This window comes from Nocardia cyriacigeorgica NBRC 100375 (assembly GCF_000308555.1).
Lineage (GTDB): Bacteria > Actinomycetota > Actinomycetes > Mycobacteriales > Mycobacteriaceae > Nocardia > Nocardia cyriacigeorgica.
The window spans coordinates 1-23,625 of record NZ_BAFY01000259.1; the positions used below are offsets into that span (position 1 = coordinate 1).

Consider the following 23,625-nt stretch of genomic DNA (forward strand, 5'->3'; position numbering starts at 1 on the left):
GTGTTCGGGATGAACACCCTGATCATGGTGCTGGTGCTGCGGCAGGCGCCCTCGGACGGCACGGGCGTCGACAGCGGACTCATCGGCTTCGGTGTCGCGATCGCCGCCACGGCCAGCGGCATGCTGGTGGCAGCGGTGGTCGCACCGGCGCTGATCCCACGGTTGGGCAGGCCGCGCACGGTGGTGGCGGGTTTGGTGACCGCGACGGCGGTGCAGCTGTTGCTGGTGACGCCCATCGCGGTGGCCGAGGCCGGCGACGCCGCGCACCGTGCCCATCAACTGCTGCTGGCCGGGGCCTTCCTGTTCGGACTGGCCGGCCAGACCATCAAACTCACCGGCGACGCGGCCATGCAGATCGATATCGACGACACCCGCCGCGGCCAGGTGTTCGCCCTCCAGGACACCGTGTTCAATGTGGCGTTCGTGCTGGCCATCGCCGCGGCAGCACTCGCGGTGCCCGCCGATGGGCGCTCACTGCCGGTGGTGGTGGCCGGCGCGGGCATCTACTGCGCGGGCTTGCTGGCCATCGCACTCAATACTCGGCGGCACACCTCGGCCGAGTAGCGCACGTGTCCAGGCGGATCGGCCAACCCCGCACATCGACCCCTCGAACGTCGGCGAAGTTCGTCGATCCGGCCCGGACCGGCTGGACGAGCAGATCGATCAGTGCTGCCCGTCGGCTGCGAACCCGGCAGCCGCCTGGTCCGCAGAAGGTTGTGACCCGCCCAGCGACGCGTTCACCTGCATCTCCAGGTTGAACTGCACCATCAGGCCGGTCGGGTTGCCCGGCTGCATATCCGGCCGGGCGAAGGGGTCCACCGGCGGCACGAGCTGCGGCGGTGTGAGAACCCCGCCGAACTGATGCGCCGGCGGCGGCGCGGCGTGTCCGTCGACCGGATCCGTCGCCGGGTCGGAGTGCCCGGCCACCGGGTCGACCAGGGGCATCGGCGGCTGCGGTACGGGGTGCCCGGCGAGCAGCGGTACCTGGGGCGCGCCGAAGGAATCCGCAGCCGGAGCAGCCACGTGCGGTGGGGTGGCGTACCCGGCGGGGGAGTGGGGGCCACCCGGCGCCGGCGGGCCCTCACCACGCACGATCCAGTCCAACGGCTCGCTGGCGGCGTCGGCGGTGGTGCCGGTGATCTGGTGGTCCCAGACGCCGTGGCCGGACGGGTCGGTGAAGAAGGCGTCGAGTACGCCGTCGTCGTTGAGGTCGAGCGCGGCGACGTCGGCGACGCCGTCGCCCTGGGTATCCCACATGGCGTCGTCGATCAGGCCGTCGCCGTCGAAGTCGAGCCGCACGGCGTCCGGCGATCCGGCCAGTTCCAGATTCGCCTGCGTCGACCAGACGTCGACGGTGCCGTCGCCGGTGCCGAAGGCGTACTCGATCTCGTTCATATCTGCTTGGACGCGGCGCGCGGCGATCCGGTTCCACCGGAATGAACATTCACCGACCGATCGCTCCCATCCCCGGATTCCGGCCTCGGGCACGGTAAGTTGATCTTCGCTTGATCCGGTCGGGCCCGGAGCCGGTATCGCGGGCAGGGCCACGGGATCAGCTACGCCCGTTCCGATCCGACCCGGGAGCCGCCGCGCCATGGGACTTCTGCCGAACCACCTCGGTATCCACTCCCGCGCTGCCGCCCCGACTCTTCCCGCCCTGTTCGGCGTGCTGCTCACGGGTGTGCTCGCGGTGCCGTCGCCGGCGCAGGCAGCACCGTTTCCGTGGGCGCCGCCGCCGGTGAACAGTTGCGGAGAGGTGGGTTTCGATCCGCTCGCGCGTGAGCCCGACCCCGCTCAGCCGCCCGCGCCGCCGCTGCCACCGCAGATCGACATCCCGGTCCCGGTCCCGGAACTCACTCCGGTGCCCGTGCCCGATCCGCCGCAGGACAACACCCGGATCGTGCCGGAGCCCTTGCCGAGCGACCCGTGCCGCAACCCGTGCCCCGACATCCGCCACAACGCGAAGCCGGACGAATCCGCACCCGCCCCGCAGTCACCGCAGGCGCCGGGTTCCGGCTCCAGTAGTGGATCCGGTTCCAGTAGTGGCTCGGGCAGTGGATCCGGTTCCGGCAGCGCCTCCGGTTCGGCCGAGCCGATCAAACTGCCGAAGATCCAGATCAAGCCCGAAATCGAGCCGATCCCGATACCGGTACCCGGCGAGCCCGGCGATCCACCGCAGCCCGCGCCGCCGCACGTGGTGCACCCCGCCGAGCCCGGACCGCTCAGCCCCGCGGTCGCGCAGGCCCGGGTGGAATCGGTGCGGTTGGTGGAGCAGGTCACCGGCCCCGGCTCGGAGAACCGCACCGATATGCGCTGGCAGGTCGATGGCACCGATCTCGGCCTGATGTGGGAGAACCGGCCGGGCGAGGTGGCCGTGGTGTTCGGCGACACCTTCGGCAAGGGCTGGAGTGCCGGTGGCGGGGGCGGCGCGGACGAGGACTGGCGCAGCAACGTCCTCGGTTACAGCACCGACCGCGACCTCGCCGACGGGCTGCGGATCGACACGATGGTGCAGGACAGCCGCTGCCACGCCGCCGAACTGCTCGGCAGCCGCAAGGTGAAGAACTGGGAGACCACCACCATCCCCACCTCCGGTTTCGCCCTCGGCGACCGGCAATACCTGAGCTATATGTCGGTGAACCGGTGGAGCCGCATCCCCGGCCTGTGGTGGACCAACTACGGCGGCATCGCCTATTCCGATGACAACGGCAGCACCTGGGTCAAGGATCAGCATGCCAAGTGGGAGAACCTGTTCGGGCTCGGGCGGTTCCAGGTGGCGGCGATGGTTCCGCAGGGCGATTACGTCTACATGTTCGGCACACCCAACGGGCGTATCGGCGTGATCGGCCTGGCCAGGGTGCCCAAGGACGAGGTGCTCAACAAGTCGGCCTACCAGTACTGGGTCGGCGGCACCTGGGCTCCCGCGGCCGAAAATCTCGCCACCCCTTTGGTTCCGGGGATCGCCTCGGAACTGTCGGTCCGCTACGACGCCGAGACCGGCCGCTGGCAGATGGTGTATCTGGATTCGGCCCGCGGCGCGATCGTCTTGCGGACCGCGGCCTCACCGCAGGGCGCGTGGACCGATGCGGTGCCGCTGGTCTCGACCACCGACTACCCCAAGTCCTACGGCGGCTTCATCCATCCATGGTCGACGGCGAAGGATCTGTACTTCACCATCTCGGCGTGGGACAGCTACAACGTCTATCTCATGCACGCCCGCCTCGATCAGCCCTGATCAGCCGCGCCGGAATCGCACGCTCTGGCCCGGCCGCGCCTGCGCCATCAGATCGATATCGGCGTCGGCCACCACCGCGATCACCGGATACCCGCCGGTGATCGGATGATCGGCGAGAAACACCACCGGCTGCCCGGCGGGCGGCACCTGGATGGCGCCGAGCGCGACGCCTTCGGTCGGAAGTTCCTGTGTACGAGAACGTTCCAGCGGCGGGCCGGATTCTCGGCGTAACCGCGCACCGACCCGGTCGACGTCGGCGCTGACCGTCCAACTGCCGGCGAACAAGGCAGCCGGATCGGTGAACCAGTCGTCGCGCGGTCCGGGAACGGCCCGGATATCCAGAATCACGGGCAGATTCGGCAGCGGCGCGAGGTCGAGGATCGGAAAGGTCCGTGGCGCAGGGCCGATGGGCACCGCATCGCCTGGACGCAATGGCTCCGGGCCGATTCCGGACATGGTGTCGCGGCTGCGCGATCCGAGCACGGGCGCGATGTCGATGCCGCCGCGCACGCCGACGTAGCTGCGCAAACCCGTCGACGCGAGACCGAGCGAAACGACCTGATCCGGTTCGAGTTCCAGCACGCTGGCATGCCCGACCGGGCGGCCGTCGACCGTCACCGGCGCGGGCGCTCCGGTCACGGCGAGTGTGGTGTGGCGCATCGTCCGCAATCGCACACCGCCGAGCAAGACCTCGATCCCCGCATGGCCCTCCGGGTTTCCGACCAGCCGATTGGCCAGCCGCAGTGCCGCGCGATCAGCCGCACCGGAGACACCGACGCCCGAATCGAACCAGCCGGGGCGGCCGAGATCCTGGATCGTCGCCAGCGGCCCCACCCGCTCTACCAGTAGTTTCGCGTCGTCGTCGGTCATTCTCGCCTCCCCGGCGCGTTCACGGGCGGGCCCGCTCGCACGCCCGGTTCTCATCACCCCACCAGCGCCTACGCGCTGGTCTCGGCCGTCGCCGCGCCCCCGACTCGTTTTCACCCGTCGGCCGCGCACCTGCTCCGATCGCCGCTACCGGCCGGGCGTGCCCTGACCTCATCGCTCCGCCCGGACATCGACGAATCGCACCGCGGTACCGGCCCGGATCAGCGCGGGCGGATCGCGGTCGACGTCCCACATGGCCAGCTCGGTATGCCCGATCAACTGCCATCCGCCCGGCGACTTACGTGGATAGACCGCCGAATATCCACCGGCCAGGGCGACACTCCCGGCCGGGATAGCGGTGCGTGATTCGGCGCGGCGACCGACGCCGAGGCGGTCGTCGGGGGAGCGCAGGTAGCCGAAGCCGGGCGCGAAACCGACGAAGGCGCAACGCCATACGGTCCCGGTGTGCGCGGCGATCACCTCCTCGACTGTGAGCCCGAGGGTCCGCGCGACCTCGTCCAGATCGGCGCCGTCATAGTGCACGGGGATCAACACCGGCTCGCCTTCCGGCGATGTTCCACGGGAAACGTCGCCGGAACCGGGGCGCTCGGCCAGCTCCTCGAGCATTGTGTGTAATGCCCGCCGGACCGCTTCGGCATCGCGGGTGGATCGCAGCGTCACCAACACGGTTTCCGCGGCGGGCAGCACATCCTGCACCCCGTCGAGGCGGCGACCGCACAGGTCAGCAGCCAATTCGGCGACGGCGTCCGGACGCGGAGTGAGCAGGAAGGCGCGGTCACCGGCCACCCGAATCGCCTGCGCCGCAGCGTCGGTGCGCGATCCGGCAGTGCGCGATGGGCCGGGTCGGTGCGGCACGGAACCCGTCGATGTCGTCATCAGCGCCTCCCTCCAGGCCCCCGATCGTACGGCTCGCGCGCGCTGCGTATCGGCCTATCGAAAGCACGCTCGCCCTGCCCGGCGCGCGACCCGACTCCATGCGTAGTGATCGGCACACCGCAGGTCGACACCCGACACAACGGCTGCCACGCACCGGTGTCGCCGAGGTCGCGACGCATACCGCCGCCGATCTGCCCATCACGGCGCATCGGCGCCGACGGGGCAGGCTCAGCTGAACGGCGCCACCAGCACCCCGACCTCATCCAAGGTCTCCCGGATCAGCCGGGCCATCTCCACCGCCTCCGGGGTATCGCCGTGCACGCAGATGCTGGTAGCGCGCACGGTGACCTCGCCCGATCCGCCGACGGTGCGCGCGGTGCCGGACATGGCGATCGAGACCGCCTGGGCGACGGCCTCGTTGGTATGCAGGATCGCCCCGGGGGTACCGCGGTCGGCGAGCCCACCGGACGGCGTGTAGCCGCGATCGGCGAAGCCCTCGCCGATGAACCGCACCCCGATATGGCCCGCGGCGTGCTCGAGTTCGGTGCCGGCCGGACCGAGCAACGCGAGCTCGGGATCGTATTCGGCGACCGCGGCCAGCACCGCGTCAGCGATGGTCCGGTCCCGTGCGGCCGCGTGATAGAGCGCGCCGTGCGGTTTCACATAGCGCACCCGGTCGCCCTCGGCGCGGGCGAAACCGTCCAGGCCGCCGATCTGGTACAGCACCTCGTCGCGCAATTCGGCGGGCGCCACCGCGATCGCGCGTCGGCCGAATCCGGCCAGGTCGCGGTAACCGACGTGGGCGCCGATGCGGACGCCCTTCGCCACGGCCGACGCGCAGGTGCGGCGCATGATCGTCGGGTCTCCGGCGTGGGCGCCGCAGGCGATGTTGGCGCTGGTGACGATGTCGAGCATCGCCGCGTCGTCGCCCATCGTCCACGGCCCGAAGCCTTCGCCGAGATCGCTGTTCAGATCCAGCGCCATGCGCGTCCTTCCGTCGCCATCCATTGTTCCCGGGGTGTGATTCCGCAGACAAGGATCGCAGTCCGGTCCCGGTCGCGGGGTATCGGCCGCCGTCGAGGGCGGATTCGGCGATGGTCGTCGCCGGGCCGGGCCAGTACGCTCGGAGCAATCATGGCCACGTATTTCGACCCGAAGTCCTGGTCACCGCTGTGGGCAGTGGACTTCGGCAAGCGGCTGTTCGAGCAACCCTGGCTGGAGCAGTGGATTTCCTACACCACAGCCTGGGTGGATCCGGTGGCCGATCTGGGCGCGGGCACGGTGACCGCGCTCATGCCCGATGTGCTGCTCACCGTGCTCAGCGAGGGCATCCTGAGCCGGTTCGGCGGCCAGGAAGTCACCGCCACCCTGCTCGGCCATGATCTGACAGCGACCCTCGAGGTGTTGAAGGTGCGTCGCCGCGGCGCGCACTTCCAGACCAAAACGGTGCTCACCGAACTGCATTGGGATCGGCATCCGATCCGCGAGATGACGGTGATCGCACACGGCGTGCGGCTCATCCCCGGCGTGCCGACCAAGGTGCGCACCGCGCAACTCGACGTCGAAGGCACCGTGACCACCGCCGCCCTGGTCGACTGGCTCAATGAGCAGCAGCTGGACTGGAAGCTCTCCCTCGCGCCGGACGGGCTGGTCCGGGCCGTGCACCGGCAGCGGCGGATCACCGCCGTCGCCGACGCCTCGGTGCGGGACAATCTGCTCACCCTCGATGTGCGCCGGGCCGGCTGGTTCGGGGTGCCGATTCCGCGCCGGATGCGCACCGTGCGCCCGATCCGGCTGCCCGAGCTGCCCAACAACGCCCGCGTCGTGCATGCCACCCGCGACGGCGAACTGGTGCGCTTCCGGGTCGAGTTGCCGGAGGTCAGCGGTTCGATCGATCTGGCGCAGATGCGCGCGGCGATCGTCGCGGGGACGACACTGATCGTGTTCTAGACGCGTGCCGGATCAGCCGAGCATCCACCTTACTGCTGGCTCTTCCACCACTCCTGGAGCGCGGCCTCGGCTTCTTCCCTGGTCAGCGGGCCGCGATCGAGCCTGAGTTCCTTCAGGTACTTCCACGCCTTGCCGACCTCGGGCCCCGGTTTCAGGCCGAGCAGTTCCATGATGGCGTTGCCATCCAGATCGGGGCGGACCCGATCGAGGTCCTCCTGCTCTTGCAGCCGCTCGATCCGCTGCTCCAGATCGTCGTAGGTGGCGCGCAGGGCCGCCGCGCGACGCTTGTTGCGGGTGGTGCAGTCGGCGCGCACCAGTTTGTGCAGCCGAGGGAGCAGCTCGCCGGCATCGGTGACGTAGCGGCGCACCGCCGAATCGGTCCACTGCCCCTTGCCGTAGCCGTGGAAGCGCAAGTGCAGGAACACCAGCCGTGCCACGTCTTCGGTGAACTGCTTCGGGTATTTCAGTGCCCGCATCCGCTTGCGCACCATCTTCGCGCCCACCACCTCATGATGGTGGAAGCTCACCCCGCCGCCCGGCTCGTTGCGTTTGGTGTCGGGTTTGCCGATGTCGTGCAGCAGCGCTGCCCAGCGCAGCACCAGGTCGGGGTCGCCCTCTTCCTGGTCGATGGCCTGTTCGAGCACGGTCAGCGAATGCCAGTACACATCCTTGTGCTGGTGATGCTCGTCGATCTCCAGCTTCATGGCGGGCACCTCGGGCAGCACGATCTGGGCCAGCCCGGTCTCGCACATGATGTTGATGCCGTCGATGGGATGGGCGCCGGCGATGAGCTTGTCCAGTTCGGTACGCACCCGCTCGGCGGTGATGCGTTCGATCTCACCCGCCATCTCGGTGATCGCCTGCTGCACCCGCGGGTGCAGCGTGAATCTCAGCTGGGAGACGAAACGGGCGGCGCGCAGCATCCGCAACGGATCGTCGCCGAAGGATTCCTGCGGCGCCGACGGGGTGTCGAGCACGCCGGCGAGCAGCGCGTCCATGCCGCCGAGCGGGTCGACGAACTCCAGCGCGCCGTCGGCGCCGATCTTCACCGCCATCGCGTTGACGGTGAAATCGCGCCGCACCAGATCACCCTCGAGGCTGTCGCCGAAGGTCACCTCCGGGTTGCGGGAGACCCGGTCATAGGCGTCGCTGCGGAAGGTGGTGATCTCGAGCTGCTGATCGCCCTTGGCCGCGCTGACGGTGCCGAAGGCCAGGCCGCCGGTGTCCCACAGATGGTCGGCCCAGCCGCGCATCATCTGCTGCACCTGCTCCGGCCTGGCGTCGGTGGTGAAATCGAGGTCGGTGCCGAGGCGGCCGAGCACCGCGTCGCGGACGCTGCCGCCGACCAGGTACAGCTGGAACCCGCGCGCGGCGAAGAGTTCGCCGAGCGGGGTGAGCACATCACCGAGGCTGCCGAGGGTCACCGCCGCCGCGGCGAGCAGCCTGGTGCGGCGCTCATCGGGCGCGAGCTGCGCGTGATCGGTCTGCGCGGGCAGCTGGGCGGGGTCGGGGCCGGTCGAAACCACGAACGTGAACCTTACCCAGGCGCAGGTTGTCCCGGACACCGCCGTCTCCGCCGGCCGGGGACGCCGCCGCCATGCGCCGGTCTATGGGCGGCCGGGGCGTCGCCGTCGATTAGGATTGCTTGGTGTCCCCGGCCGATCGCGCGAACAGTCGACGCCGCCAGCCCCGGCGCCGAGGTTCGGCCGGAAACGCGGCGAGACCACGCATGCGCACGGTCAAGGAGACTTCCGCCGGCGGCCTCGTGGTCGACGGTCTCGACGGGCCACGTGAACAGCGCAGCGCCGCCCTGATCGGGCGCACCGATCGGCGTGGACGGCTGCTGTGGTCGCTACCCAAGGGCCATATCGAAGAAGGCGAGACCTCCGAGCAGACCGCCATTCGTGAGGTCGCCGAGGAAACCGGCATCCAGGGCGTGGTGGTCGCCGAACTCGGCAGCATCGATTACTGGTTCGTCACCGACGGCCGCCGGGTACACAAGACGGTGCACCATTTCCTTTTACGCTCGGTCGGTGGTGAACTGTCCGACGCGGACATCGAAGTCACCCAGGTGGCGTGGGTTCCGTTGAGTGAGCTCGACTCCCGGCTCGCCTACGCCGACGAACGGCGCCTGGCCGAGGTGGCGAACCGGCTGATCGACCGGATGGAGACCGGCAAGCAATGACGCGTGGACTGCGGATCATCGTGGCGGTCCTGACGATTCTCGGCGCGGTGGCGACGCTGCCGGTGCTGAGCCAACCGCCCGCGGGCGCGCAGCCGAGCGAGTCGGGTGAGACGTCGTCGCCGAAATTCCTCAAGCTCTCGCTGGACTCGGTGACCCCGACCACGGTGACCACCACCAGCGATCCGCTGCTGACCGTGTCCGGCACCGTGACCAATATCGGCGACCGGGTGGTCGACGACGTCAGCGTCCGGGTGCAGCGCGCCCGCGCGGTCGCCGAACCCAGCGGACTGCGCACCGCCCTGCGACTGGACCAGGCCAACTACGACGTGGCGGGCCCGTTCGAGGACGTCGCCGAACGGCTCAGTCCCGGCCAGCGCCGCCAGTTCACGCTGAGCATCGCATTGCGGGCCGACGACACCGGCGCCTCGCTCGACATCACCGAACCCGGGGTGTATCCGCTGCTGCTCAACGTCAACGGGGAACCGGCCTACGGCAGTCAGGCCCGCCTCGACGACGCCCGATTCCTGCTGCCGGTACTCGGCCTGCCGCCCGCCTCGGCCGGCGCGACCGCACCGGTGCCGCCGGCCCCCGCGCCCCCCGTGGCGACCACGCTGGTGTGGCCGCTGGCGGACCGGCCGCGGCTGGTCGCCGGGCGTGCGGGCACCGTGGACGAGCTGCCCGAACTGACCGATGACGAGCTGGCGTCCTCGCTGGCCAAGGGCGGGCGGCTGGAACAGCTGCTCGACGCGTTGGAGACCGTGCTCGGCAGCGATGCGGGCCGGGACAAGCGACTGGCCTCGTCGGTGTGCGTGGCTATCGACCCGGACCTACTGCTCACCGTCGAGGCGATGACCGGCGACTACCGCGTCCTCGCCAGTCCCTCGGACCCGGGCGGAGCGACCAGAGCGGGCACCGGCTCCGACCATGCCCAGGCCTGGCTGGACCGGCTGCGCGCGCTGGCCTCGTCGATGTGCACGGTGGCACTGCCGTTCGCGCAGGTGGACCTGTCGGCCCTGGCCGCGGTGGACGATCCGCAGCTCACCGCGCGTGCGGTGAAGGCGCCCGCCGACGTCGTCGATTCGATTCTGGCCACCCGCTCGGTGCGCGGAGTGAGCCTGCCCGATTCCGGCAGCATCGACACCAGCGCGGGAGTCCTGCTGCGCAGCAATGGCTTCAAGACCGCGGTGCTTGCCGGCAATGCCGTCGCGCTCGCCGACGACCCGGACATCACCTCGGCCCGCACCGGCGTCACCGGACGCACCGCATCCACTCGCACCGCGCGCACCGACCCGGAACCGGGCACCCCCGATATTGTCCGGCTGCCCGGCATCACCCCGCCCGCGCCCGCGGCGCCCGCCCCACCGGCCGCGGCACCGCCGCCGGCCGCGGGGGTGCCGGCACCCCGAGTCCCCGAATCCGCCGACGATCCGGCCCTGCGTGCGGCTACCTTCGACATCTGGTCGGCGACGGCGCTGGCCGCGATGGGCTCCAACCCGCCGACGCCGTCGTTCACCCCGGACCGGGTGCGCTACGAGGTCACCAAGGACTCCAGAACCGCCCGCTTGCAGGATGCGCTCGGTGCGGTTTCGTGGAGCGCGCTCAACCCGCGTCCGGACCGGCCGCGCTCGGCCCTGCTGATGCCGCCGCAGCAGTGGGGCGCCAACCGCGACGAGGCCATCGCGGTCCTGCGCCAGATCGACCTATTGCTCGAGAACAATCTGGCCACCCCGCGCACCTTCGCCCAGCTGCTCGACCAGCCCGCCGACCCCGCGCCCTACCAGGTCGACTATCTCGAGCAGGCGAGCCAGGACGCGGCGCCGGGCCGATTCGTCGCGCCGATCCGGGAACAGGGCCACCGGATCAGCGAACTGATGCGCGCGCTGGTCGAGGTGCCCCAGTCGGCGCCGACACCACAGGAATTCCTCACCCCACTGCGCGACGATCTGGTGCGCGCGCTCAGCCTGTCCGACCGCCGCGGCGAGACCGCGATGGCCGATACCTTCGCCCAGCGCCGGGTGGAGCAGACCACGGTCGCACTGGACCGCATGTTCGGTTCGGTCACCGTGCTGCCGCCGGGCGGGGTGTACACGCTGGCCTCCGAGCAGAGCCCCTTGCTCTTGGTCGCCCGCAACGATCTGCCGGTCGCGGTACGGATCCGGTTCCGGATCGACGCACCGGCCGAGACGAAGATCACCGATATCGGCGAGCAGCAGCTGCCGCCGCGCGGCACCCGCTCGTTCCAGATCCCCACCGAGGTCAGCGACTCCCGTAACCTGGTCATTCCGATTTCGCTTACCACGCCGGAGGGGGTGCCACTCGGCAACGCCACGTCGGTGTCGGTGCGTTCGAACGCGTACGGTCAAACGCTGGCGATAATTACCGCATGTGCCGGGATACTGCTGTTCCTGTTGGCCGGACGCCGCCTGTGGCGCCGGTTCCACGGAGAGCCGGATCCCGCCGACAAGGGCGTCGATCCGGGGATCCGGCGACGGGTGAACAGGTACCGGCGGGCGCGTAAGCGCGCACTTCGGGAGCAAGGACAGCAACAGGAGGTGTAGATGAGCCAGGCCCGCCCGGCGCGCTTCGGCGCGGCGCAGCTCATCACCACCGTCCGGTTCCGCTGTCCGGCGATGCACAGGAGGCATGATGGGCGACGATGATCAATTCGCTCATCAGCGACCCGAGGACCGCCCCGACGGACCACCGGCCCGGCGGGCCCCCGCGGCGCCCTGGGAACGGGGACCGCACGCGGAGCCGACGATGAGCGGTGACGGCGCGGGCCCGGGTGTGCCGCGCATCAGCCGCCCCGGCGAACCGCCCGCCCCCGGCCGTCGCATGCCGCCGCCGCAGCGCCCGGCGCCGCACCCTGGTCAGCAGAGTTATCCCGCCGAACACCGGCCGCCACGGCCCGGTCCGCCGCCCGCGCAGCCGGGACGTCCCGGTCCGCTGCCGCCGCCGCAGCGGATTCCGCCGCGCGGCAGGCCGCCGCAGGGCGGTCCCGATCCCCGCAGCGGGGAATTTCCCCAGCAACGTCCGGTGCCGCCGCAGGGTGGGGGCGGCCCCCGCAGCGGTGAGCTACCCCAGCAACGTCCGATGCGGCCCGCGCCGCCGCAACAGGGCGGGCCCCAGCGTCCGCTTCCGCCGCAGAGCCAGGGCAGGCCGCATCCGGGCCAACCGCAGCGTCCGCCAGGGCCGCCGCGGCACGGCCAACCGCCACACGGCTCCGGCCAACCGCCGCAGGGTCCCGGCCAACCGCCGCAGGGTCAGTCGGTGCCGGGTCAGAGCAGGCCGCAGGGCCGTCCGGCACGGGGTGCCGAGCAACCGCCGCATCGTCCGCCAACGCAGCCTCAGCCGCAGCTCCGACGGCCCGCACCGCCCGAACGGGTGGCGCCACGCGCCGAGTCAGGCCGGCCGAGTACCAAGGGCATGCCGGTCGTGGTGGCCGAGAAACCCGGCAAACCCGAGTCGAAGGAAAGCGCCAACGCCCGGCTGCTGCGCGACTCCGGTTCCATCGCCTTCGCCACCCTGATCAGCCGCATCACCGGCTTCGGCAAGCAGCTGCTGCTGCTCACCGTGCTCGGCCCCGCCATCGCCAGTGCCTTCACCTCGGCCAGCCTGATCCCGAACATGATCGCGGAACTGGTGCTCGGCGCCGTGCTGACCGCGATCGTGGTGCCGACGCTGGTGCGCGCCGAACAGGAGGACGCCGACGGCGGCGCCGCATTCGTGCGCAGGCTGGTCACCGCCGCCTTCGTGGTGCTGGCGACGGCCGCACTGCTGGCGACGGCGTCGGCACCGATCCTGGCCACCCATCTGTTCGTCGCCGCCGACGGTGAGGTGAATACCGATCTCACCACCGCGCTGACGTTCCTGCTGGTACCGGCGATCCTGTTCTACGGCATGTCGGCCCTGTTCACAGCCATCCTGAACACCAGGCAGAACTTCAAACCAGGCGCATGGGCGCCGGTGTTCAACAACATGGTCGTGCTGGTGACGCTCGGCCTGTACGCGGTGACCCCCGGCGAGATCTCGCTGGACCCGGTGCGGATGGGCGATCCGAAGCTGCTGATCCTCGGCGTCGGCATCACCCTCGGCGTCGTCACCCAGGCGATGGTGCTGGTCCCCGCCATCCGCCGCGAGGGCATCGACCTACGGCCGCTGTGGGGTGTCGACGCGCGGCTGAAACAGTTCGGCACCATGGGCGCTGCGATCATCCTCTACGTGCTGATCAGCCAGATCGGCACGATCTTCGCCAACCACATCTCCTCGCAGGCCGACGCGGCGGGCCCGGCGATCTACAACAACGCCTGGGCCCTGCTCCAGCTGCCCTACGGCGTGCTCGGCGTCACCCTGCTCACCGCGATCATGCCGCGGTTGAGCCGCAACGCCGCCAACGACGACACCCCGGCGGTGGTCGACGATCTCTCGGCCGCGACCAGGCTGACGATGATCGCGCTGATTCCCATCGTCGTCTTCCTGACGCTGGCCGGCCCCCAGGTCGGTGACGCGCTGTTCGGCTACGCCCGGTTCGCCGAGGACGCCGAACGCCTCGGCCAGGCGGTCAGCTGGTCGGCCTTCACCCTGATCCCGTACGCGCTGGTGCTGATCCATCTGCGCGTGTTCTACGCCAGGGAACAGGCCTGGACGCCGACCTGGATCATTCTCGGCATCGTCACCGTCAAGATCATCGGCTCGGCGCTGGCGCCGGTGCTGGCCAGCAACGGCGATCAGGTGGTGATGGTGCTCGGCGCGGCCACCGGTGTCGGTTTCACCGCCGGCGCCTTCATCGGCGGGTACCTGCTGCACCGCAGCCTCGGCGATCTGCGCATGGCCAATGTGGGCCACACGATCACCAGGGTCGTGCTGTCCTCGGCGGCAGGCGGCGCGGTGATGCTGATCGTGGACGAGGTGCTCGGCCTGCAGCGGCTCTCCGACTCCTTGCACGGCCCCGGCTCGTTCATCCGGGTCGCGATCACCTCGCTGGTGATGTTCGGGGTGGCCTTCGGGCTCATGCGCCTGGCGGGAATCCCGGAGATCGTCGCCATCACCGTGGCGATCTCGCGCAAACTCGGCATCACCCCGCCGGCACCCGATCTGGGCCTGGACGAACCGGTCGAGGACGAATACGCCACCCAGATCCTGCGCAGGCCCGATCCGTACCTGGCCTACTCTCATTACGACCCCATGGACGCACAGACCATGGTGCTGCCCGTTATCCGCTCGAATGCTGTTGACATCACCGGGGTCGGCGAGTTCCCGTACCCTGTTCGGCAGAGAAGCACAAGTGGCGAATTCGCCGGGGTTGCGACACATCAGGGCGAAGGAGGACCGAGGGTGAGCGACGACGCGGTGGGCGGCGTCCCAGCCGCCGAATCAGCTGCGAACACGGCGGGCGGGCTCTCCACCGACGTTCCGCTCGCCGCGGGGGAGCAGCCCGATTCCGCATCGGCGCACCAGCCGGAGCAGGCCGATCCACCTGAGGTGGATCCGTCCTCCGAGGCCGAGCACGCGGACGACCACACCGAGCGCCACGCGCCGCCACGCGATCCGATGTACGACACCGGCATGCTGCCGGTCCTGCCGCCGGTCGGCGGCGGTGACGGCGGCGGCCCGCGGCGTACCCCGCGTGGCCCGAAGCTGATGCCAGGCGCCTCCGTCGCCGGCGGTCGTTACCGGCTGCTGGCCAGCCACGGCGGAGCGCGCGGCCTGAAGTTCTGGCAGGCGCTCGATATCAAACTCGATCGTGAGGTCGCACTCACCTTCGTCGACGCCGATCAGAAGGCCGCCGACAACTCCGGACACGACGGCCCGCAGGCGATCCTGTCGCGCACACTGCGGCTGGGCCGGATCAATTCGCCAGGCCTCGCGCGCGTGCTCGACGTGGTGCGCGGTAGTTCCGGCGGCATCGTGGTGGCCGAATGGACTCCTGGCCGTTCGCTGCGCGAGATGGCCGATACCGTGCCTTCGCCGATCGGTGCCGCACGCGCGATCCGGGCGCTGGCCTCGGCCGCGGAGATGGCCCACCGCGGCGGCGGTTCACTGTCGATCGATCATCCGGATCGGGTGCGCATCAGTGCCTCCGGTGACGCGGTGCTCGCCTTCCCCGGCACGCTGGCCGATTCCGATGCCCAGTCCGACGTGCGTGGTCTCGGCGCCATGCTCTACGCGCTGATCACCGCGCGCTGGCCGCTGCGGGCCGGTGGCGTCACCGGCAGCGCCGCCACCGTCGGCGGGCTGCGGCTGGCCGATTTCGGTCCCGACGGCACCCCGGTCGAACCGCGCCAGATCCGCCCGGAAGTGCCGTTCGAGATCTCCGCCGTCGCCGTCCGTTCGCTGGAGCCGAACAAGGGCGTGCGGACCGCCGCGACCGTGCAGCACGTGCTGGAGCAGGCATCGGTGGTCGATCAGAAGACCGATTTCATTCCGGTGCTCCGGCTCGGTCAGCGCGCCACCGCCCCCGCCGACGAATCCCTCGCCGACCCGGAACTGCTTGCCGCAGAACGGGAGAAGTCGCAGCGGATGATGTGGATCATGGTGGGGCTCGGCATCCTCACCGCGCTCGTGGTCGGCATCATCATCTGGTGGATGGTGAGCATCTTCGCACCGGGCGCCTCCGACGAACCGCTCAACGAACAGCGCAATATCGGACTCACCACGGCCAGTTCCGCCCCCGCCGAGCCCGCCGCGACGCCCGGTGCGCCCGCACCGAAGGCCGGTGTGCCGGTTCCGGTGACGGGTGTGTCGGTGTTCTCGCCGGAGGGCACTCCGGACAACGTCAGCGGGGTCGGCTCGGTGCTCGACAACAACGCCTCCTCGATGTGGCGCACCGACCAGTACTTCCAGCAGTTCCCTGCCCTGAAGAAGGGCGTCGGGCTGCTGGCGACGCTGCCGAGCCCGGCCAAGCTCACCAACGTCGCGATCAACTCGCCGAGCCCGGGCACCCGAGTGGAGATCCGTACCTCGCCGACCACCTCGCCCACGCTGGATCAGACGCAGTTGATCGGCAGCGCGACCTTGGTCGACGGCGTCACCCAGATTCCGGTGCAGGCCGATCAGGCCGCCCGCTATGTGCTGGTCTGGATCACCGGCCTCGGTAACGCCGACGGGCAGTTCCAGACCTCGATCGCCGATATCCGCTTCGACGCCGCCCGCTGACCCTTCTCGGGAACCCGGCCTCACCAGGCAAAACTCCACCAGGTCACGGCCTGGTCACGGTCCCGCGCGAATCACGGTTCGGTTGCTACCGAATCGTTACCCACGTTATGATTCTGCTCGCGCTCTCAGCAGGGGAGCCTCTCGGGATCAGGCGTTTCGGTCCCTGCATGCTGCGATTTCTTCGGTGCTCGGCCATGTCGGCCGGTCACTGCGATGAGCGCGTTCAAGGGGTTGGCATTGTCGTCGGAATCGAACGCGGGCTTCCGCAGGGGGAGGCCACGAGCCCTCGCGCGCGCCGGATCCCTCGTCCTCGGCGAAGCCACCGACGCCGAACTGCTCCGGGCCCACGCCGGCGGTGCCCCGCACGCCTTCGCCGAGCTGCTGCGCAGGCATAACGACCATCTCTGGCAGACCGCGCTGCGCACCTCGTACACCCGAGAAGACGCCGCCGACTCATTGCAGGACGCGCTGCTGTCGGCGCACCGCACCGCCGGCTCGTTCCGGGCCGAATCCGAGGTGCGCAGCTGGTTGCACGCCATCGTGGTCAACGCCTGCTTGGACCGGATCCGACGCAACAAAACCAGGCGCGCGTTCTCGCTGACGCCGGAGAACATGCCAGAACCGATCGAGGAGCGCGACGATATCGCGCGACTGGAGATGTCGATGGTGGTCGACCGCGCGCTGTTCTCGCTGCCGCCGGACCAACGCACCGCGATCGTGGCCGTCGACCTGGAGGGGTATAGCGTGGCGGATGCGGCGGCGCTGCTCGGCGTTCCGGAAGGCACGATCAAGAGCCGTTGCGCCCGGGCCAGGCAACGGCTCGGCGAACGCCTGGAATTTCTGCGGGATCCAGGGAACCGGATGTGACCCTGCTGCGTCAGTAATAGTGACGAACCACGAGACGATGTAACCGCCGCCTGGCATCCGCCCGGCTGCGTGCAAGGTCGAATGTAAGAACACTTGGAGGTGCGATGGCGACCCGATCCGTTCCGCAGCCTCCGTATTCGGCGGAGCTGCTCGCCGACCTGCACGCCGACAACCTCTCGCGCGAACTGAGCGAACAGTTGTGGCCCGCGGTCCACGGCGATCCGGAGGCCCAGCGGTATCTACGGTCCCTCGACGAGGTCAGCGCACACCTGCGTGCCCTCGGACGCGACGACCGCATCATCCATCCGATGCCCGATGACGTGGCGTCGCGGCTGTGGCAATGGGCCGAGGAACTCGGGCCCGCCGAATCGGATCAGGAACCGACCGCACGGATATCGGAACAACTACCCGTTCGACTGCACGAAACACTCGATACGCCAACCACTTCGGTGGTCTCGCTGGACGAGCGCCGCCGACGGCGGATGCGCGTGCTCACCGCCGCCGCCGCGGCCGTCGCGGTGATCGCCTGCGCGGCGATCGCGGTCACCGCCGTGCGCCAGGACAGCACGGTGAGCCCCACCGCGGCACCGACTACCGCCGACGTGGCACCGAGCAAGGATCTCGATTCCACGGTCGCGCTCGGCGCCCTCGGCCGCAACGACGTCCGTGGCCCGCTCGCCGATGCCACCGAACTCGCCGGATGCGTCGCGGCCGCCGGATACGACCGCACAGTGCTCGGCTCCACCGATATCACCTTCCGTGGTGCGGAGGCGGTGCTCATCCTGCTCGCGGGCACCGCACCGGGCAAGATCACCGCCCTGGTCGTCGAGCCGGGCTGCACCGCGGCCGAGCCCAGCGTGTTGACCGTCACCGACATCGGATAGCCCGCTCACCCGGGGAACAAGTGCGTTTACCCTGTTGTTGACCGACACGTCCCGTTGATGTCTTTCGGAAGGGCCCCATGAGCACGCCAGTTCGCGACCTGATCATCGTCGGCTCCGGCCCCGCCGGCTACACCGCCGCCGTCTACGCGGCCCGCGCGGAACTCCAGCCGCTGCTGTTCGAGGGAACCCAATTCGGCGGCGCCCTGATGACCACCACCGAGGTGGAGAACTTCCCCGGCTTCCGTGACGGCATCATGGGCCCGGACCTGATGGAGCAGATGCGCGATCAGGCCAAGCGCTTCGGCGCCGACATCCGCACCGAAGACGTCGACGCCATCGACCTCAGCGGACCGGTCAAGAAGGTCACCGTGGGCGATGAGACCTTCGAGGCCTACGCCGTCATCCTCGCGATGGGCTCGGCCGCCCGCTACCTCGGCGTCCCCGGTGAGCAGGAACTGCTCGGCCGCGGCGTGAGCGCGTGCGCCACCTGCGACGGCTTCTTCTTCAAGGGCCAGGACATCGTCGTGGTCGGCGGCGGCGATTCCGCCATGGAAGAGGCGACCTTCCTCACCAAGTTCGCCTCCAGCGTCACCATCGTGCACCGGCGCGAGGAGTTCCGGGCCTCGCGCATCATGCTGGAGCGCGCCAAGGCCAACGAGAAGATCCGCTTCGTCACCAACGCTGAGGTCCTGAAGGTCAATGGCGACACCAGCGTGACCAGCCTCACCCTGCGCGACACCCGCACCGGCGAAACCTCCGAGCTCGCCGCCACCGGCATGTTCGTCGCGATCGGCCACGACCCGCGCAGCGAACTGGTGCGCGGCCAGGTCGAACTCGACGACGAGGGCTACGTGAAGGTGGCCGATCCGTCCACCGCCACCGCGGTGCCCGGCGTCTTCGCCGCGGGCGACCTGGTCGATCACACCTACCGGCAGGCGATCACCGCCGCGGGCACCGGCTGCCGCGCCGCGATCGACGCCGAGCGCTGGCTCGCCGAACAGGGCGACATCACCGCCAACACCCTCGACCACGCCGGCCGCCCGGTCACCGTCCCCGCCAACTGATCCGGCGCACCGCGCTATCGCACCACCTCACCTGCTAGAGGAGAACACCCATGTCCGAATCCACCATCACCGTCACCGACGCCACCTTCGCCGATGACGTCCTGCTCAGCGAGAAGCCGGTTCTGGTCGACTTCTGGGCGGACTGGTGCGGCCCGTGCAAGATGGTCGCGCCGGTGCTGGAGGAGATCGCGGGCACCCATGCCGATAAGCTGACCGTCGCCAAGCTGGACGTGGACGCCAACCCGGTCACCGCCAAGGATTATCAGATCCTGTCGCTGCCCACTATGATGCTGTTCGCCGGTGGCAAGCCGGTCAAGCAGATCGTCGGGGCCAAGGGCAAAGCTGCCCTGCTGCGCGAACTCGACGGCGTCATCTGAGATCGCGGCGAACTCCGCCGTAAGGCAACGCACACCGGCGACGCGCCGTAGTATGCCCAGACCCGGAATTGCCGAAATCCGGTCCGGGTCTGAGACAATCGACCGATGCTCCGGTTGTGCGAGGGTGTAACCCATCGCATGAGTGGGTACCCGGGCTGACGGAAGGGAAAGGGCTCTCACGCATGCACCGACTTCGTCACGGCGACACCGGTCCAGCCGTCGCAGAGGTTCGGAGCACCCTGGCAAGTCTGGGTTTCCTGCACGAGCACAACGCCGATGGCGACGACGCGCGTGAGTACTGGAAAGACACCGACGCCACCTTCGATCACCAGCTCGACTCCGCGGTGCGTGCCTTCCAGCAGCACCGCGGGTTGCTGGTGGACGGGGTGGTCGGGCCGGCGACATATCGGGCTCTGAAAGAGGCCTCCTACCGGCTCGGCGCACGCACACTGATCTATCAGCTGTCGGCCCCGCTCTACGGTGACGATGTGGCGACGCTGCAACGCAGGCTGCAAGACCTCGGCTTCTACGTGCACCGAGTCGACGGCTACTTCGGCCCGCACACCCATGACGGACTGACCGCGTTCCAGCGCGAGATCGGCCTGTCCGCCGACGGCATCTGCGGCCCGGACACGCTGCGTTCGCTCGACCTGCTCGGCGCCAGGGTCACCGGCGGCAATCCGCATCGGATCGCTGAAGAAGAAGTGGTGCACCGCGCGGGCCCGCAGCTGACGGGCAAGCGCATCGTCATCGATCCCGGCCTCGGCGGCCCGGACAAAGGCCAGGCCGTTCCGACCGAATTCGGCGACGTCTACGAGTCGGAGATCCTGTGGGATCTGGCCAGCAGGCTGGAGGGCCGGATGGCCGCCACCGGCATGGAGACCTTCCTGTCGCGGCCGTGGGGCGCCAACCCCACCGACGCCGAACGAGCCGAGACCTCCAACGCCTTCGACGCCGACCTGATGATCTCGTTGCGCTGCGCCAACAACCCCAGCTCGTCGGCCAACGGCGTGGCCGGCTTCTATTTCGGCAATTCGCACGGCTCGGTGTCGATGATCGGGCAGGTGCTGGCCGGCTTCATCCAGCGCGAGGTGGTGGCGCGGACCTCATTGCAGGACTGCCGCACCCATCAGCGCACCTGGGATCTGCTGCGGCTGACCAAAATGCCGACGGTTCAGGTCGATATCGGGTATCTGACAAACGAATACGACGCGTCGGTGCTCACCAATCCGCGCATGCGTGACGTCATCGCCGAGGCCATCCTGGTGTCGGTGAAGCGGCTCTACCTACTCGGCCAGGACGACCAGCCGACCGGTACCTACACCTTCGCCGAACTGCTCGCCGAAGAACTCGCCGCGGCCGACCGCGGATAGCCTTCCCAGCTACGAATATGCCCCGCCGGACCTGTTGCCGGCGGGGCAGATTCGTTATGCGGGTCTCGCTCGTGTCAGCTCTTGGTCAGAGACTGAGGATCCGCGTCGGCACCGTCATCGACGCGGCCGCGAGCAGCTGATCGAGCGCGCGCTCCACGTCTTCTTTCCAGCCGTGATCGGAATCGAGTTCCAGCCGCAGCCGGGGGAAGCGGTGATGCGGCGCGACGACCTCGAACCCCGCCTCCTCCAGGAAGTCGGCGTCGATCATGCAGGTTTCCGGCGCACAGCGCGCAGTGGCGCGCCCGGACGGGCGCAGCCGATCACGGACCGGGGTCGCGATGCGTTCCATCAGCGTCATCGACCCCATGGTGCGATCCGAGAGCGCGGTGCTGGGCGGATCGCCCCTGAGCCCGAAGACCTCCAGCGCCCGCACACCACGGCGCATCAGATCGGTCACCACGGCCTGAATCAGCCGATAGCCGATATCGGAGTCCTGATGCGGCGGCTCGGCCCGCAGCGTGGTCAGCAGGATGGCATCCGGGCTGACAGGGGAGGTGGGGAACAGGGTCGCGCGCGGGACGGCGCTCGGCGGAGCGTAGAGCGCGCAGCCGGCGGTGTTCCCGTCGACGGTGGCGATCTGGCCGCAGGAGCCCCATTCCAGCATGACCGTCGACAGCCAGGCTTCCTTCTCGAAGACCGGGTCGCTGAATTCCTGGGAGTCGGCGGCCACCGCCGGATCGATCTCCCAGAACACACAGCGCCGAGCATGCGCGGGCAGTTGATCCAGCCCGTCCAGGGTTAGTGGTGTGACGCTGGTCGACACCGCTCTGCTCAGCCTCCAGCTGTCCGATTCATCCACGCTCACGCCGCATCACTGTCTTCTCGCCAGCAAGAATATGCGATCAAGCGAACCCGCCTCATTCCACGTCACTGTGCTGTTCGGTTCGGGGCTCTGTGCGATTTTCGGGCACCGTCACAGTGACGTTTCGGTGCCAGGCCGAGGGTTACGGGTGCACAGGCTCTGTTTTCGTTATGTTGCGATGTTGTTCTGCTGCATCAGGCCGACAATGCGTTCGAGATCGTCGACCGAGCCGAACTCGACGACGATCTTGCCCTTGCGCTTGCCCAGGCTCACCGTCACCCGAGTGTCGAACGACTCCGAGAGCCGCTCGGCCACATCCTGTAGACCCGGCGCATGCATCGGCTTGCGGCGAGGGGAGGGAGGCGCGGCGTTCTCCGGTTCCCGGTTCGCCAGCGTCACCGCTTCCTCGGTCGCCCGCACGGACATGCCCTCGGCGATGATGCGGGCCGCCAGCACCTCTTGCGCGTCGGCTCCGCCTTCCAAACCGAGCAGCGCCCGTGCGTGGCCGGCGGACAGCACACCAGCGGCGACCCGCCGCTGCACCGGCACCGGCAACTTCAGCAACCGGATCATGTTCGTCACCGCCGAACGCGAGCGGCCGATCCGGTCCGCCAGTTCCTCGTGGGTGACGTCGAACTCCTCGAGCAGCTGCTGATAGGCGGCCGCCTCTTCGAGGGGATTGAGCTGGACGCGGTGGATGTTCTCCAGCAGTGCGTCGCGCAGCATCGAGCCGTCGTCGGTCTCCCGGACGATGGCCGGAATGGCGGTCAGGCCGGCTTCCTGGCAGGCGCGCCAGCGGCGCTCGCCCATGACGAGCTGATAGCGCTCCGGGTCGGATGCCAGGCGACGCACCACGATCGGCTGCATGAGCCCGAACTCGCGGATCGAATGCACCAGCTCGGCCAGAGCGTCTTCCTGGAACACCTGGCGCGGCTGCTTCGGATTCGGTTCGATGGCGTCCGGCGGGATCTCCCGATAGACGGCGTCGCCGGGGGAGTCGAGTTCGGGGGCGGTCGCGGTGGAGTCGGGCACCCGATGCAGGTATGCGGTGGCGGGCTGCAGCGGCCCGGGATCGACCCCGATGACCACACTCGCGGCCGCATCACCGAGACCGGTCGACGCCGGTCCGGTCGGGATCAACGCGGCGAGACCGCGTCCCAGACCACCCTTCTTAGCCTGACTCATCGGGCCTACCCCTTTCTCGTTCCACCGCCACAGGTCCACACGGCCTGCGTCACTGGGCACCTTCGGTGACCGCCGCGCGCTTCGCCGCCGCGCGAGCCGCCATTTCCCGACCGGCATCAAGGTAGCTCATCGCCCCTCGTGAACCGGGATCGTAATCCAGCACCGTCATGCCGTAGCCGGGCGCCTCCGAGACCTTCACGCTGCGCGGGATGACCGACCGCAGCACCACATCGCCGAAGTGGCCGCGCACCTCCTCGGCCACCTGGTCGGCGAGTTTGGTGCGGCCGTCGTACATCGTGAGGATCACGGTGGAGACGTGCAGTTCGGGGTTGAGGTGCGACTGCACGAGCCCGATATTGCGGATCAGCTGACCAACGCCCTCGAGCGCGTAGTACTCGCACTGGATGGGGATCAACACTTCCTTGGCCGCGACCATCGCGTTCACCGTCAGCAGACCCAGCGACGGTGGGCAGTCGATCATCACGTAGTCGATGTCGTAGCCGGCGATATTGGCTTCCTGGATGGCGGCCTTCAGCCTGCCCTCGCGCGCAACCATGGAGACCAATTCGATCTCGGCGCCGGCGAGATCGATCGTGGCCGGAATGCACAGCAGTCGTTCGCTGTGCGGACTCTGCTGGATCGCGTCCTGGACCGAGATCTCGCCGATGAGCAGTTCGTAGCTCGACGGCACACCCGAGTGGTGTTCGACCCCGAGCGCAGTGCT

The 23,625-nt window shown here is 69.3% G+C and carries 19 protein-coding genes; 11 read left to right on the top strand and 8 right to left on the bottom strand.

Annotation, left to right across the window (positions count from 1 at the left end; genetic code table 11):
• A partial coding sequence (locus RJ05_RS31530) for an MFS transporter (protein ID WP_036541787.1) occupies nucleotides 1–564 on the top strand: 564 nt, incomplete at its 5' end.
• A gap of 99 nt (nucleotides 565–663) precedes the next feature.
• Here RJ05_RS31530 and RJ05_RS32840 read toward each other — a convergent pair.
• On the bottom strand, nucleotides 664–1,395 hold the full coding sequence (locus tag RJ05_RS32840) for a hypothetical protein (RefSeq protein WP_051016919.1): 732 nt from the start codon (nucleotides 1,393–1,395) through the stop codon (nucleotides 664–666).
• A gap of 199 nt (nucleotides 1,396–1,594) precedes the next feature.
• Between RJ05_RS32840 and RJ05_RS25940 the strand changes: the two genes are divergently transcribed.
• On the top strand, nucleotides 1,595–3,235 hold the full coding sequence (locus RJ05_RS25940; RefSeq protein WP_081597541.1) for a glycoside hydrolase family 183 protein: 1,641 nt from the start codon (nucleotides 1,595–1,597) through the stop codon (nucleotides 3,233–3,235).
• Here the strand turns inward: RJ05_RS25940 and RJ05_RS25945 are convergent, their stop codons facing one another.
• From RJ05_RS25945 to RJ05_RS25955, 3 genes are all read right to left on the bottom strand, one after another.
• Nucleotides 3,236–4,105: a 5-oxoprolinase subunit C family protein gene (locus RJ05_RS25945; protein WP_051016920.1), complete on the bottom strand. Its 870-nt coding sequence runs from the start codon at nucleotides 4,103–4,105 to the stop codon at nucleotides 3,236–3,238.
• Between the two features lie 168 nt (nucleotides 4,106–4,273).
• On the bottom strand, nucleotides 4,274–4,999 hold the full coding sequence (locus tag RJ05_RS25950) for a 5-oxoprolinase subunit B family protein (protein WP_036541794.1): 726 nt from the start codon (nucleotides 4,997–4,999) through the stop codon (nucleotides 4,274–4,276).
• Nucleotides 5,000–5,227: 228 nt separating this feature from the next.
• Nucleotides 5,228–5,983: a LamB/YcsF family protein gene (locus RJ05_RS25955; RefSeq protein WP_085996290.1), complete on the bottom strand. Its 756-nt coding sequence runs from the start codon at nucleotides 5,981–5,983 to the stop codon at nucleotides 5,228–5,230.
• Between the two features lie 150 nt (nucleotides 5,984–6,133).
• On the opposite strand from RJ05_RS25955, the gene RJ05_RS25960 reads away from it, so the two are divergent.
• Nucleotides 6,134–6,949, top strand: a complete 816-nt coding sequence (locus RJ05_RS25960; protein WP_036541795.1) for a hypothetical protein — start codon at nucleotides 6,134–6,136, stop codon at nucleotides 6,947–6,949.
• A gap of 29 nt (nucleotides 6,950–6,978) precedes the next feature.
• Here RJ05_RS25960 and RJ05_RS25965 read toward each other — a convergent pair whose 3' ends face one another.
• Nucleotides 6,979–8,445 carry a CCA tRNA nucleotidyltransferase gene (locus RJ05_RS25965; RefSeq protein ID WP_036541818.1) on the bottom strand — a complete coding sequence of 489 codons (1,467 nt, stop codon included), beginning with the start codon at nucleotides 8,443–8,445 and terminating at the stop codon, nucleotides 6,979–6,981.
• A 152-nt stretch (nucleotides 8,446–8,597) separates the two neighbouring features.
• On the opposite strand from RJ05_RS25965, the gene RJ05_RS25970 reads away from it, so the two are divergent.
• The 8 genes from RJ05_RS25970 to RJ05_RS26005 all read left to right on the top strand — a co-directional run bounded on the left by RJ05_RS25970 (nucleotide 8,598) and on the right by RJ05_RS26005 (nucleotide 20,854).
• Nucleotides 8,598–9,134, top strand: a complete 537-nt coding sequence (locus RJ05_RS25970; protein ID WP_081597542.1) for an NUDIX hydrolase — start codon at nucleotides 8,598–8,600, stop codon at nucleotides 9,132–9,134.
• A complete protein-coding gene (locus RJ05_RS25975; protein ID WP_036541799.1) occupies nucleotides 9,131–11,692 on the top strand; it encodes a DUF6049 family protein in 2,562 nt (853 codons plus the stop codon). Before RJ05_RS25970 ends, RJ05_RS25975 begins: the two co-directional genes overlap by 4 nt.
• A gap of 868 nt (nucleotides 11,693–12,560) precedes the next feature.
• Nucleotides 12,561–16,289, top strand: a complete 3,729-nt coding sequence (locus RJ05_RS25980) for a murein biosynthesis integral membrane protein MurJ (protein ID WP_051016921.1) — start codon at nucleotides 12,561–12,563, stop codon at nucleotides 16,287–16,289.
• A 213-nt stretch (nucleotides 16,290–16,502) separates the two neighbouring features.
• A complete protein-coding gene (gene sigM, locus RJ05_RS25985; protein WP_228784597.1) occupies nucleotides 16,503–17,156 on the top strand; it encodes an RNA polymerase sigma factor SigM in 654 nt (217 codons plus the stop codon).
• Between the two features lie 104 nt (nucleotides 17,157–17,260).
• Nucleotides 17,261–18,040, top strand: coding sequence for an RsmA family anti-sigma factor (locus tag RJ05_RS25990; protein WP_036541805.1), 780 nt, complete (start codon nucleotides 17,261–17,263; stop codon nucleotides 18,038–18,040).
• 77 nt (nucleotides 18,041–18,117) lie between these two features.
• Nucleotides 18,118–19,104, top strand: a complete 987-nt coding sequence (gene trxB, locus RJ05_RS25995; RefSeq protein ID WP_036541807.1) for a thioredoxin-disulfide reductase — start codon at nucleotides 18,118–18,120, stop codon at nucleotides 19,102–19,104.
• Between the two features lie 50 nt (nucleotides 19,105–19,154).
• Entirely contained in the window at nucleotides 19,155–19,481 is a 327-nt protein-coding gene (trxA, locus tag RJ05_RS26000) for a thioredoxin (RefSeq protein ID WP_014353750.1), read from the top strand.
• A 182-nt stretch (nucleotides 19,482–19,663) separates the two neighbouring features.
• A complete protein-coding gene (locus tag RJ05_RS26005; RefSeq protein ID WP_036541808.1) occupies nucleotides 19,664–20,854 on the top strand; it encodes an N-acetylmuramoyl-L-alanine amidase in 1,191 nt (396 codons plus the stop codon).
• An 85-nt stretch (nucleotides 20,855–20,939) separates the two neighbouring features.
• On the opposite strand, the gene RJ05_RS26010 is transcribed toward RJ05_RS26005, so the two are convergent.
• The 3 genes from RJ05_RS26010 to RJ05_RS26020 form a co-directional block, all read right to left on the bottom strand.
• Complete coding sequence (locus RJ05_RS26010) at nucleotides 20,940–21,677, bottom strand: hypothetical protein (RefSeq protein WP_036541809.1); 738 nt, start codon at nucleotides 21,675–21,677, stop codon at nucleotides 20,940–20,942.
• A 207-nt stretch (nucleotides 21,678–21,884) separates the two neighbouring features.
• Complete coding sequence (locus RJ05_RS26015) at nucleotides 21,885–22,901, bottom strand: ParB/RepB/Spo0J family partition protein (RefSeq protein WP_036541822.1); 1,017 nt, start codon at nucleotides 22,899–22,901, stop codon at nucleotides 21,885–21,887.
• A 49-nt stretch (nucleotides 22,902–22,950) separates the two neighbouring features.
• Nucleotides 22,951–23,625 (bottom strand): ParA family protein (locus RJ05_RS26020; RefSeq protein WP_036541824.1); only part of this gene is annotated, 675 nt, incomplete at its 5' end.